This window comes from Gordonia westfalica (genome assembly GCF_900105725.1).
GTDB classification, from domain to species: domain Bacteria; phylum Actinomycetota; class Actinomycetes; order Mycobacteriales; family Mycobacteriaceae; genus Gordonia; species Gordonia westfalica.
In genome coordinates, this window is the sequence record NZ_FNLM01000034.1 from 2213617 (window position 1) to 2225707 (window position 12091).

The following is a 12091-nucleotide window of genomic DNA, read 5'->3' on the forward strand; positions in this document are numbered from 1 at the left end:
CCTCAGGCCTGGAGGACACGCTCCCAGGCCTCGCGCGAATCCAGTTCGATGCCCTGCTCTTTCGCGCGCGCCTCGGCGTCGCGGACCGACGCCATCAACGCCAGCGCCTTGTCCCGCGTCTGAGCCTCGACGCTGTCGTCGTCGGCGGAGACGGTCACTGTCCAGGTATCGGCGGGAATGGTGTCCACCGGATACGACGCGGCGGTGAGACGTTCGAGGATCTTCTGCAGCAGGGCGAGTGACGGCTGGGTGGTGGCGACGCCGTCGAGGACCGAACCGCGCTTCTTCTCCGCAGCCTTGCGTTCCTCCCACTCGCGGATCTGGGTCTCCAGGTCGGAGTGGGCACCCGACAGCACGCCGGGGGTACGGCCCATCACCTTGGAGGTGAAGCTCCGTGCGACGTCGTCGATGTCGAACGGCGCGTCCGGGTCGTCGGCGGCGATGCGCGCGTGGAAGAGCACCTGCAGCAACAGATCCCCGAGCTCTTCCTTCAGCTCGACCTGATCGCCGACCTCGATGGCGTCGAGCAGCTCGTAGACCTCCTCGAGCAGGTAACGGCGCAGCGAGTGGTGTGTCTGCGTGCTCTCCCAGGGGCCGTTGCGTCGCAACGTGTCCATGAGGGCGACGGAATCGAGCAGCGCCATCCCCGACACCTTCTGCGCCGCGATGACCTGCTCACCGCGGGCGGTGCGCGCACGCACGAGCGGGTGATCGGCGTCGGTGCTCACCAGCACCGAGTCGACGGGCGTCTCATCGAGCACCTCGTCGAAGACCGGTTCGACATGGTCGAATTCCCAGAGCAGGGCGGCCGGCACGTCCTCGGTGACCTTGACCGGTCCCGTGAGCCACGCACGCGCCCGGATCGGGATCAGGTCGGGCCGTGCCGGGTCCAGCAGCACCACCGTCATTCGTCGTACGCCCTTTCTCGACCCCCCTGCTCAACAGCCAACCTAACCCCCGACCTCGCCGGCGCCACCCGCCGCGCCGGAAACCGCGGATTTCAGTCCTCAGCCGTTCGGCTCCGGTTTGAGCTGCGTCAGGAACGTGGTGAGGTACTCGATCAACTCGTCGTCGCGCAGACGCGCCGAGCCCACTCCCCCGGTCCGCGGGATCGGCAGCGTGACCACCGACGTCGTCGCCCGGAAGGTCGCCGACGAGTACAGCCGCCGGAGACGCACCTGCTCGCTGTCGAGGAGCGGCAGCGGCGAGATCTTGACACCCTGTCCGGCCAGGCCGATCTCGGTGATCCCGCGTTCCCGGCAGCGCAGGCGCAGGCGTGCGATCGACGCCAGTCGTGTGGTCTCGACCGGCGGCGGACCGTAGCGGTCGTTGAGTTCGACCAGGACCGAATCGACCGCGGCGTCGTCGGTGGCCGACGCCAGCTTCCGGTAGGCCTCCAGGCGCAGCCGGTCGGAGTCGACGTACTCGACCGGGATGTGTGCGTCGACCGGCAGGTCGATGCGCACCTCTCCGGTCTCCTGCGTCTCGACCGGCTTGCCGTCGGCCGCAGCGCGGTATGCCTCGACCGCCTCGCCGACGAGCCGCACGTAGAGGTCGAAACCGACACCCGCGACGTGACCGGATTGTTCGGCGCCGAGCACGTTTCCGGCACCGCGCAGCTCGAGGTCCTTGAGCGCCACCGCCATCCCGGCGCCGAGTTCGTTGTTCTGGGCGATCGTCGCGAGCCGGTCGTAGGCGGTCTCGGTCAGCGGCCGGTCCGGGCTGTACAGCAGGTAGGCGTAACCGCGTTCACGACTACGGCCGACGCGACCGCGCAACTGATGGAGCTGCGACAGCCCGAGGTTCTCGGCGCGGTCGACGATCAGCGTGTTGGCGTTGGAGATGTCGAGACCGGTCTCGATGATGGTCGTACAGACCAGCACGTCGTATTCGCGGTTCCAGAACCCCGATACCGTGCGCTCGAGCTGATCCTCACCCATCTGACCGTGTGCGACAACGACTCTCGCCTCGGGAACCATCGCGGAGATGTCCTTGGCCATCTTGTCGATGGTCGACACCCGGTTGTGGACGTAGAACACCTGGCCGTCGCGGAGCAACTCCCGGCGGATCGCCGCGGCCACCTGCTTCGGCGCGTAGGCGCCCACGTAGGTGAGCACCGGATGGCGCTCCTCCGGCGGGGTGAGGATCGTCGACATCTCGCGGATGCCGGCCATCGACATCTCCAGGGTGCGCGGGATGGGCGTCGCCGACATGGTCAGCACGTCGACGTGGGTGCGCAGCGACTTGATGTGTTCCTTGTGTTCGACGCCGAATCGCTGTTCCTCGTCGACGATCACGAGTCCGAGGTCTTTCCAGGTGATACCGGTCTGCAGGAGACGGTGCGTGCCGATGACGATGTCGACCTCGCCCTTGGACATCGCCTCGGTGATCTCGCGGGATTCCTTGGGGTCGGTGAAGCGAGACAATCCGCGCACCCGCACCGGAAAGCCACTCATCCGCTCGGTGAAGGTCTGCAGATGTTGCTGCGCGAGAATGGTCGTCGGCACGAGGACGGCGACCTGCTTGCCGTCCTGCACGGCCTTGAACGCGGCACGCACCGCGATCTCGGTCTTGCCGTAGCCGACGTCGCCGACGACGACGCGGTCCATCGGGACCGGACGCTCCATGTCGGACTTGACCTCGGCGATCACCGTCAGCTGATCGATGGTCTCGGTGAAGTCGAAGGCGTCTTCCATCTCCTGCTGCCACGGGGTGTCGGGTCCGAAGGCGTGACCCGGGGCGGCATGGCGTGCGGCGTAGAGCTGCACCAGCTCGCCCGCGATCTCGCGAACGGCCTTGCGCGCCTTGCGCTTCGTGTTCTGCCAGTCCGGCCCGCCGAGCTTGGACAGCGACGGCTGCTCGCCACCGACGTACCGGGACAGCTGGTCGAGGGCGTCCATCGGCACGTACAGCCGGTCGGCCGGCTGGCCGCGTTTGCTCGACGCGTACTCCAGGACCAGGTACTCGCGGCGCGCACCGGAGACGGTGCGTTCGATCATCTCCACGAACTTGCCGATGCCGTGCTGGTCGTGCACGACGAGGTCGCCGGCGGCCAGCGCCAGCGGGTCGACCTGATTGCGACGCTTGGCCGGGAGTTTGCGTCCGTCACGGGCATTCGCGACGCGGGTACCGGTGAGATCCGCTTCGGTGACCACGACGAGACCGGCGTCGGCGCAGACGATTCCAGCACGCAGCGTCGCACCGAAGACCGCGACCTCCCCCGGTTCGGGACGATGCCCCGGCTCGGCGATCACGTACGGCACCTCGGCCTCGGACAGTCGTTCGCCGACGCGCTGGGCGGTGCCCTTGCCGGTGACGACGATCGCGGCGGTCTTGCCATCGGACACGTGGACCCGCAACTGGGCGAACGTCGCCGCGATCTCGCGCTCGTCGCCGCGCGGCGCCGGGCCGGGGGTCAGATCCAGCTCGAGTTCGTCCCCACTGCCCGTGGACAGCGGCGACAGCGTCCACCAGGGGCGGCCCGCCTCGAGCGTCGCGGCCCGCACGTCGTCGAGCGGACGGTAGGCGCTGGCCTGCAGGTCGATACCGACTCCCGACCGCGGGTCGATCGGCGCGTTCGCCCCCATCGCCGCGGCCGTCCACGACGCCTCGAGGAACTCCGCGCCGGTCTTCGACAGGTCGGCGGCCCGGGTCCGGACCTTCTCGGGGTCGAGGATGAGCACGCGGGTGCCGGCCGGTACGACCTCGGTGAGGAGCTGCATCTCACCGTCGACGAGCGCCGGGATGAGCGCCTCCATACCCTCCACCGGGATACCCTCGGCCAGTTTGCCGAGTATCTCGGTGAGGGTGGTGTCGTCGGGGTTCTTCTCGGCGAGATCGCTTGCGCGCGTGCGGACCTTCTCGGTCAGGAGCAGTTCGCGTCCCGGGTGGATGCGCACCTCGGTGGCCTCGACTTCGGGCTGGCTGCGCTGGTCGGCGACCGAGAACGCGCGCATCTCGGTGATCTCGTCGCCCCAGAACTCGACGCGGACCGGGTGGTCGGCGGTCGTCGGGAAGACGTCGAGGATGCCGCCGCGGACGGCGAACTCGCCGCGGCGTCCGACCATGTCCACACGTTCGTAGGCCATCTCGACGAGCTGTGCCAGCAGGCCGTCGAAGTCGACCTCGATGCCCTCGCGCAGCGTGACCGTGGCGACCTCACCCAGGCCGGGCGCCATCGGCTGCACCAGCGAACGAACCGTGGTCACCACGACCCGCAGCGGTGTGTCACCGGGATTGGCCAGACGGTGCAGCACTGCGAGGCGCTGACCGACCGTGTCCGCGCTCGGCGACAGTCGCTCGTGCGGGAGGGTCTCCCACGACGGGAACTGCGCCACCGAGTCGGCGTCGTCGAGGAGTTCGGCCAGCTCGGCCGTCAGGTCATCGGCCTCGCGCCCGTTGGCCGACACGACGAGCAGCGGGGCGTCGGCATCGGCAGCCATGCAGGAGACGAGGAAGGGTCGCGCCGCGTCGGGCGCGGTGATGTCGAGGTGACGTTCGGCGCGACGTTCGTGCACCTCGCGGAAGGACTTGTCCGCACACGCAAGCGCGGCCAGACCGGACAGGGCACGGGGCGTCGACACTCCGCCGATTGTATGTGCCGCGCCTCGTGCCCCCTCAGGCCGGTCGATCACCCCAGCAGGCTCCCGCCCAGCACCTGACCGCGAGGAGCCCCCGGCAGGACGGCGTACACCGCCGAGCCGATGGTCGTCGTCCACTGGTTGAGGGCGTCGTGTTCGGCCAGCCGTGCCTGCACCGGGGCGAACTGGGTGTCGACATCCCGCTGGTAGGCGGCGAACAGCAGCCCGCTGTTGGAGGTCGGCACGTGACCGGTGGCGTCCGGCTCGGGCGGATCGTCGTAGTTGTAGCCACGACGCAGGAATCGCTCCGTCGGCGTTCGGTGACGGGCGCGGGCGATATGCGACGACGCCGGGATGGCGGGCAGCCCGTCGACGATCTTGTCGAAGTCCGGGTCGTCGTGTTCACCTCCCCCGCTCAGCGGCGCACCGTCGGCGAGGGTGCGGCCCACCGACAGTTCCTGGCTGCGCGGGTCCACCTCCTGCCAGCCGTCGAGATCCATGGCGATCCGACGCAGCACCATCGACGTGCCGCCGGCGAACCACGGCTGCTCCGCGCCGTCGTCCCAGACCAGGGTGTCGGAGTCGGCGGGACCGAGGTTCACGGTCCCGTCGACCTGTCCCATGAGGTTGCGCATGGTCACCTTCTCGTCCTGGCTGCCGCGGGAGTTGCGGAAGCCGCGCTGGACCCAGCGCAGACGGACCTGTCCCGCCACGTTCGCCGTCAGGACCCGGGTCGCGTGGGCGACGGTGATCGGGTCGTCGGAGCAGATCTGCAGCAGCAGGTCCGTCTGTCCCCAGCGCCGCTCGTCGAGTCGGTCGATGGGGTACGCCGGCAGTGGATGCAACCACCGGGGGCGTCGCTCCTCCAGCCCCGTCGCGGTGAAGGCGCCGGGGCCCAGACCCACCGTGACGGTGAGCCTGGCCGGCAGACGGGCGAGCTCCGGTTCGCTGTCGGCCAGCGCCGGGGTACCCCTCGTGAGCCGGGCGGCGTCCTCGGTCCAGACCCGGAGGATGCCGGCGAGCGCCTCCCGCGCCTGCCTGCCCGGGTCTGCCGAGAGATCGAGTCCGACGTAGTTGACGTGCGCGGTGGGCGGGGTCGCCACCCCCGCCTGGTGCACGCCGTGGAACTCGATCGCGTCACCGCCGTGCGTGATGTCCCCGGCGCCGTCGGCGGACCGCGCCGCGATCGCCGTGGCGCCGACACCGAGGCCCGCCGCTCCCACGACACCCGCGATCAGGCTGCGTCGTGAGAAGGCCGCAGCTCCGCCCCGCTCTCTGCCGTCATCGCCGCCGCGGGTCTCAGCCATCACTGTTGGCGTCCGACGAGCCGTGGCCCGGCGCGTACTCCTCGTTGGCTCCGCGGAAATCGCGTGCCTGCGCAACGAATTCGGTGGTGGATCCGTCGCCGAAGCGCAGGGTGATCGTGACGGTCTCCCCGGCCCCGATCGGCCCCTTCAGGCCCATCAGCATGATGTGGTTCCCGCCGGGTTCGAGCGAGACCGCCTGACCGCCACCGATCTTCAGGCCGCCGTCGACCTGGCGCATGGCCATGGTGCCGTCGCCGGTCGGGGCCATCTCGTGCATCTCGACGCGGGCGGCGACGTCGGTGTCGCCACCGGTGAGGGTGACCTCGCGGTCGGAGGTGTTGGTCACCGTGCCGAACGCCGCTGTCATGTCGGAGTCGGACGCCTTCACCCACCGGTCGGTGATGCTCACCGAGTCGGACTGGGTGGCGGGAGCGTCCTCGGAAGAGCCGCAGGCCGTCGCCACCGCCAGTGGAAGGGCCAGCGCGACGAGGACCGCCAACGGGCGGTGCGCCCGACGAGTTGTGAAAGAAATTGAATACATGGATGTTTCGCCTTTTCGGGTACGCGAGTCACCACCGACGCCCGTCACGGCGCGGTGGGAGAGGAAAGGAGATGAGGTCAGGCCGGGAGGACCGGCGGACCCCTGGTCCACGTACTCGTGCGGCCGTACAGCGGACGCAGCGGATCCACCGCACCCGCGACCACGAGAACATCACCGACCGCGATCAGCGGACGCGTCGTTGATGCGAGGATGCGTGAGCCGATGCGGCGCGCACACTCCCGCGCGCCGACGAGCAGAACCGCGGAGATCAGCAGCGCCGCAACGTGGAAACCGATCATCGTCGGACCGGGCAGCAACGGCGTCGACGCGTGGTGGCCGCCCGAGTGCATGGCCAGATGCCCGAGGAGTTGCGCGACGGTGAGTGCCGCACCGACGGAGACGATGCCGGCCGGGCGGCCGCGGGTCCCGGCCGCCGCACCGCACGCCCAGCCGAGTCCGGCGCTGATCGCGACGAGAAGGACGATGTGCGAGGTCGTCGGGAGGCCTCCCCCGGCGAGTGAGTGCGCCGCGATGCTCAACGACCCGGACGTCGTCGCGGCGACTGCCGACCAGTGCACGCGCACAGGTCGTTCGGCCGGATCGGACGCCCCTAGCATGACACGAGCCTACGCCTGCTACTACTCGAAGTAGTAGCACGGGTGACGGCGCACACGCCTCTATCATCATCGGAATGCAGGGAGCCCACACCGACGACATGGGGGTGACGGTGCGCGACGCCGTCGACACCGACCTCGCGGGCGTCGCGGACATCTACCGCCACTACGTGGAGAACACGGTCGCCACCTTCGACTACGTGGTCCCGTCGCCCGCCGCGTGGCTGGCGAAATACCGCACGATCCGCGAGGCGGATCGGCCCTTCGTCGTCGCGACGCTGCCGATGGAATCCGCCGACCAGATCGTCGGGTACGCCTACCTGGGCACGTTCCGCGGGATGCCGGCCTACGACCGGTCCACCGAGGACTCCATCTACGTCCGCCCCGGCTTCGGCGGCCGCGGCGTCGGATCGGCGTTGATGGCCGGGATGCTCGACCGCGCGAACCGCGACAACGTGCGTCAGATCGTGGCGGTGATCGCGGCCACCGGCGGGGCGGGCTCGATCGCCCTGCACAAGCGATTCGGGTTCACCGAGGTCGGCCGGCTGCGCTCCATCGGCCACAAGGCCGACCAGTGGATCGACTGCGTCTACATGCAGAAGGACCTCTGGGACTCCCCGCTCCGGTAGCGGCTCAGCGGTCCAGCCCCGCGGCCTCGGCGGCGGCGTCGGCCAGACCGACACCCGTGCCCTCGTAGATGTGGAAGGCGACGTCGGCACCGCGGCCGAGCAGTTCGTCGCGTTCGTCGTCGTACTGGGCGACGACGGCGATCGTGCCGTCGAAGTCGCGCTCCTCCACCCGATCGAGGGCGACCAGGTTGGACCCGTGGAACGGCATGGCCATCACGAGGATGTCGAGGTCGGCGACCCCCTCACACCGTTCCCAGAACCCCGTCTCGGTCGCGTCGGCCTCGATCACCCGGAATCCGCGCCCGCGGAGGTTCGCCACTTTCAGCGGGTCGTTCTCCACGCCGACGACGCTCAGCCCGTACTCGTCGACGAGACGGTTGTAGACCGAACTGCCCACCCGCCCGAGACCGAAGACGACGGCACGCGCGGGCGCGAGATCGATGGATGCGTCGTCGGGATGAGCGCGCGCGGACGCCGTCCTCGGCACGTACGCCGAGAGCCGGCTCACCAGTTTGGAACCGCGACGGTTGACGAGGGTCGAGAACACGAAGCTCGCTGCCACCGCGACGGAGGTGACCACCAGCCAGTCGTCGTCGAGCAGGTCGTTGCTCACGCCGTTGGAGATGACGATGAGTCCGAACTCCGAGAAGTTCGCCAGGGCGAGGCCGGCGAGGATCGAGGTGCGTCGACGCAGACCGAACAACGCGAGCACGAAGGTGAACAGCGCGGCCTCGAGGGGCAGCAGGACGACGAGCACCAATCCGAGGAGGACGGTGTCGAGGGTCGGCGTGACGTGCAGGCCGATCGAGACGAAGAAACCGACCAGCAGCAGCTCGCGGAGCCCGAAGAGCGTCCGGGACAACTCCGAGGCGCGTGGATGCGAGGCCAGGAGAACGCCGACGACCATGGCCCCGAAGTCGCCCTTGATGCCGACGGATTCGAACAGCCAGTATCCCGGCACGAGCGCCATGGTCACGCCGAAGAGGGTCTGGAGTTCACCGTGCCCGAGGCGGTTCCACAGCCGCCGGACCACCCAGGCACCGGGGATCAGCAGCACCAGCGCGAACGCCCAGGGACTCGGCGGCTCCCCGCTCATCGCCGTGAGGTAGGCGACGGCGACGACGTCCTGCAGGACGAGGATGCCGATCGCGATCCGGCCGTAGAGGGAGTGGGACTCGGAGCGTTCGTCGAGCACCTGGACCACGAACACCGTGCTCGAGAACGACAGCGCGAAGCCGAGGAGTGCAAGGGTCTGCCACCCCTCGCCCATGAGCATCCGGACGCCGATCGTCGAGAGCAGTCCGAGGAAGCCGGTGGTGAGACCAAGGATCACCGCGAGGTTGATGGCGGTGGTCAGGAAGACCTCGCGCCGGAACAGCATCCGGAGGTCCAGCTTCAGGCCGATCGTGAACAGCAGGATCGTCACGCCCAGATCCGCGAGCGTGTCGATGATCGGCAGATCGTCGATACCCGGCGCGTGCAGGATGAACCCGGCCGCCAGATAGCCGACCAGGGTCGGCAGGCGGACCAGCCGCGCGAGGAATCCACAGCCGAAGATGACGACGAGGTAGATACCGACTGTCTCCACGCGCCGGGAGTCCCTTCCGCTCTGGGCCGCGAGCGGCCGCCGGGGATGTCTGGAACGTTATCGCCGCGCGCAGCGGGAAGTGCGGTGGCCACGCCGAACCGCCGTCCGGGCGGCGTGGGGCGGAGCACCAGGAACAAAGCGGACCGTAGTCCGGTTAGAATGCGGCATGCCCACCTCGAATACTCCGACCCGGCAGCCCGCACTGTTCCTGTCCCACGGCGCGCCGCCCCTCGTCGACAGCCCCACCTGGGTTCGCCAGCTGGAGAAGCTCGCCCGCGGACTCGCGCGACCGAAGGCGATCCTGATCGTCTCCGCGCACTGGGAGGCCGCCCCGCTCACCATCGGCTCCACCGATTCTTCGACGCCGCTGACCTACGACTTCGGCGGCTTCCCCGAGAAGTACTACCGGGTCCGGTACGAGTCACCGGGAGCCCCGGACCTGGCCCGACGCGTCGCCGCGATGATGCCCGACGGCGAGCCCATCGCCCACGACCGCAACCGCCGTCTCGACCACGGCGCGTACGTGCCGATGACCGTCATGTACCCCGAGGCGGACGTCCCGGTACTGCAGATCTCGCTGCCGACCCTCGACCCCGAGCGCCTGCTCGAACTGGGCCGCCGGCTGAAGCCGCTGCGCGACGAGGGCGTCCTCGTCATCGGGTCCGGATTCACCACCCACGGCCTGCCGTTCCTGCGCGACTTCCGCCCCGAGGCCGCTCCCCCGAGCTGGTCGGCCGAATTCGACGCCTGGGCCGCCGAGCGGTTCACCGCCGGAGACGTGGAGTCGCTCATCAGGTTCCGTCAGACCGCGCCCGGCATGCCGTACGCGCACCCGACCGTCGAACACTTCGCGCCGTTGTTCGTCGCACTCGGCGCCAGCGACGACGTCGAACAGCGCCCGGATCAGGTCATCGACGGGTTCTGGATGGGACTGTCCAAGCGGAGTCTGGTGCTCGCGTAACCGCCCCCTGAGGTGCGAGCGCAGGGCGCCCAACCACCCCCTGAGGTGCGAGCGCAGCGAGCCCAACCACCCCCTGAGGTGCGAGCGCAGCGCGCCCAACCGCCCCCTGAGGTGCGAGCGCAGCGAGCCCAACCGCCCCCTGAGGTGCGAGCGCAGCGCGCCCAACCACCCCCTGAGGTGCGAGCGCAGCGAGCCACGAAGGGCGTCAGGAGTCCTCGGCGGTGGTGCGCTCGAGCGGTTCGACGTAGTCGGGGCCGACGAGATCGGGCGACGGATCGAGACGCGTGAGCCCGTTCCAGCAGAGGTTCACCAGGTGCGCGGCCACGACCTCCTTCGACGGCTCGCGGACGTCGAGCCACCACTGCGCGGTCGACGACACCATGCCCACCAGTGCCTGCGCGTAGAGCGGGGCGAGCGCGGGGTCGAAGCCGCGGCGCTCGAAGTCGCCCGCCAAGATGTGCTCCACCTGACTCACCGCATCGTTGAGAAGGCTTGAGTAGGTGGCGGTTTCGCCGGTCGACGCGGTGCTGTCCCCCCGGACGAGGATGCGGAAGCCGTCGGTACGTTCCTCCATGTACGTGAGCAGCGCGAGGGCAACCTGCTGAATCCGGTACAGCGACCGGTTCTTCGACAGTGACGCGGTCACCATCTCGAGCAGGGTTTCCATCTCACGGTCGACGACGACCGCGTACAGACCTTCCTTGCCGCCGAAGTGTTCGTAGACGATCGGCTTGGAAACGCCTGCGCGCTGCGCGATCTCCTCGATGGAGGTGCCCTCGTAACCGCGTTCCGCGAACAATCCGCGCGCCACCTCGATCAGCTGCAGTCGCCGCTGCGCACCGGTCATCCGCGCCCGGGGCGCCTTGTGCACCTCGGCCGCGCCTTCCGCCGGACGTCCGATCGCCATGGGCCCAGCCTAGGACGAGTCGTCGCGGAATCACGAATGTTGCGGCAATTATTGCTCCCTGAGGTGCGAGGAGCGTAAGCGACGAGCCACGAAGGGCCGCCCCGCCCTCAGTACAAGCTCGACCAGTACGACCAGAACCGCACCGCGATGAGCACGATCACCAGCGCGACGGCGAGCACCAGGATCAGGGCGTGACTGCGCGCCACCGCGAGCGCGGCCCCGGACCGCGAGGTGAGTCCACTCGCATGCAGGTTGCGCACGCTGACCAGGACGAAGATCGGCAGGGTCACCGCCCACACCACCATGCAGTAGGGGCACAGCGCGCCGATCGAGTAGAGACTCGAGTAGATCAGCCAGCCGATGAAGACCATCGCCGAGGTCACACCGACCTGCAGCCCCGCCCAGTACCAACCCGCCAGGCGCGCGCCGGCGAGGATGGCGACGCCCGTGGTGATCACCACCGCGAATCCCGCGATACCGAGCAGCGGATTCGGGAATCCGAACAGCGCCGCCTGCGGCTTCGCCATCACCGAACCGCAGCTCAGGACCGGATTGAAGTTGCACGACGGGACATAGTCCGGGTTCTTGAAGAGTTCGATCCGTTCGACCGTGAGCACGAACGACGCCACGAACCCGATCGCGCCGCCGACGGTCAGCACCCAGGCGACGATGCGCGTCCAGGAGCGTACGGCCTCGGCCAGGAGGGCCCGGTCATCGTCCGGATCGATCTCCGAGGGGCTTGTTGCATGGGTTGGGGCGCTCTCACTCACCCATCCAGGATGACACCGTCGCGCGTGGTGCCCGACTCCCGGCGTGCGCGGAATCGTGCCGACTCCGTGCTCCCGCAGATTCGCAGGGTTACTTTTGCCCGCCGTGAGGGTAAAGGCACGCGTGATCCGACAAATGTCGGCAACGGCCCACGACGATGCGTAATGTCGGATTCACCACCGGGGATGGGACACAA

10 protein-coding genes are annotated in these 12091 nt (G+C 69.0%); 2 read left to right on the forward strand and 8 right to left on the reverse strand.

The window, feature by feature from the left end; genetic code table 11:
* Positions 1-2 precede the first annotated feature (2 nt).
* From BLU62_RS15495 to BLU62_RS15515, 5 genes are all read right to left on the reverse strand, one after another.
* Entirely contained in the window at positions 3-908 is a 906-nt protein-coding gene (locus BLU62_RS15495; protein WP_074850457.1) for a nucleoside triphosphate pyrophosphohydrolase, read from the reverse strand.
* 99 nt (positions 909-1007) lie between these two features.
* Positions 1008-4583, reverse strand: coding sequence for a transcription-repair coupling factor (gene mfd / locus BLU62_RS15500; protein ID WP_074850459.1), 3576 nt, complete (start codon positions 4581-4583; stop codon positions 1008-1010).
* Positions 4584-4630: 47 nt separating this feature from the next.
* On the reverse strand, positions 4631-5887 hold the full coding sequence (locus BLU62_RS15505; protein ID WP_074850460.1) for a Dyp-type peroxidase: 1257 nt from the start codon (positions 5885-5887) through the stop codon (positions 4631-4633).
* Positions 5880-6428 (reverse strand): copper chaperone PCu(A)C, encoded by a 549-nt coding sequence (locus BLU62_RS15510; protein WP_074850462.1) that lies wholly within the window; start codon positions 6426-6428, stop codon positions 5880-5882. Before BLU62_RS15510 ends, BLU62_RS15505 begins: the two co-directional genes overlap by 8 nt.
* 77 nt (positions 6429-6505) lie before the next feature.
* Positions 6506-7045 carry a hypothetical protein gene (locus BLU62_RS15515; RefSeq protein WP_074850464.1) on the reverse strand — a complete coding sequence of 180 codons (540 nt, stop codon included), beginning with the start codon at positions 7043-7045 and terminating at the stop codon, positions 6506-6508.
* A 74-nt stretch (positions 7046-7119) separates the two neighbouring features.
* Between BLU62_RS15515 and BLU62_RS15520 the strand changes: the two genes are divergently transcribed.
* The gene (locus BLU62_RS15520; RefSeq protein WP_074850466.1) at positions 7120-7671 is read left to right on the forward strand and encodes a GNAT family N-acetyltransferase; all 552 of its coding nucleotides are present in this window, start codon (positions 7120-7122) and stop codon (positions 7669-7671) included.
* A gap of 4 nt (positions 7672-7675) precedes the next feature.
* On the opposite strand, the gene BLU62_RS15525 is transcribed toward BLU62_RS15520, so the two are convergent.
* Positions 7676-9259, reverse strand: coding sequence for a cation:proton antiporter family protein (locus tag BLU62_RS15525; protein ID WP_074850468.1), 1584 nt, complete (start codon positions 9257-9259; stop codon positions 7676-7678).
* 166 nt (positions 9260-9425) lie between these two features.
* Here BLU62_RS15525 and BLU62_RS15530 point away from each other — a divergent pair, with 166 nt between their 5' ends.
* On the forward strand, positions 9426-10220 hold the full coding sequence (locus BLU62_RS15530) for a dioxygenase family protein (RefSeq protein WP_074850470.1): 795 nt from the start codon (positions 9426-9428) through the stop codon (positions 10218-10220).
* Positions 10221-10425: 205 nt separating this feature from the next.
* On the opposite strand, the gene BLU62_RS15535 is transcribed toward BLU62_RS15530, so the two are convergent.
* Positions 10426-11127 (reverse strand): TetR/AcrR family transcriptional regulator, encoded by a 702-nt coding sequence (locus tag BLU62_RS15535; RefSeq protein WP_074850471.1) that lies wholly within the window; start codon positions 11125-11127, stop codon positions 10426-10428.
* Between the two features lie 107 nt (positions 11128-11234).
* The gene (locus tag BLU62_RS15540) at positions 11235-11897 is read right to left on the reverse strand and encodes a vitamin K epoxide reductase family protein (protein ID WP_074850473.1); all 663 of its coding nucleotides are present in this window, start codon (positions 11895-11897) and stop codon (positions 11235-11237) included.
* Positions 11898-12091: the final 194 nt, after the last annotated feature.

Excerpts from the sequence above, each read along its gene's own strand:
- BLU62_RS15535 (WP_074850471.1), bottom strand. The coding sequence starts at position 11,127 with ATGGCGATCGGACGTCCGGCGGAAGGCGCGGCCGAGGTGCACAAGGCG.
- BLU62_RS15520 (WP_074850466.1), top strand. The coding sequence starts at position 7,120 with ATGCAGGGAGCCCACACCGACGACATGGGGGTGACGGTGCGCGACGCC.
- BLU62_RS15495 (WP_074850457.1), bottom strand. The coding sequence starts at position 908 with ATGACGGTGGTGCTGCTGGACCCGGCACGGCCCGACCTGATCCCGATC.
- BLU62_RS15530 (WP_074850470.1), top strand. The coding sequence starts at position 9,426 with ATGCCCACCTCGAATACTCCGACCCGGCAGCCCGCACTGTTCCTGTCC.
- BLU62_RS15515 (WP_074850464.1), bottom strand. The coding sequence starts at position 7,045 with ATGCTAGGGGCGTCCGATCCGGCCGAACGACCTGTGCGCGTGCACTGG.
- BLU62_RS15510 (WP_074850462.1), bottom strand. The coding sequence starts at position 6,428 with ATGTATTCAATTTCTTTCACAACTCGTCGGGCGCACCGCCCGTTGGCG.
- BLU62_RS15505 (WP_074850460.1), bottom strand. The coding sequence starts at position 5,887 with ATGGCTGAGACCCGCGGCGGCGATGACGGCAGAGAGCGGGGCGGAGCT.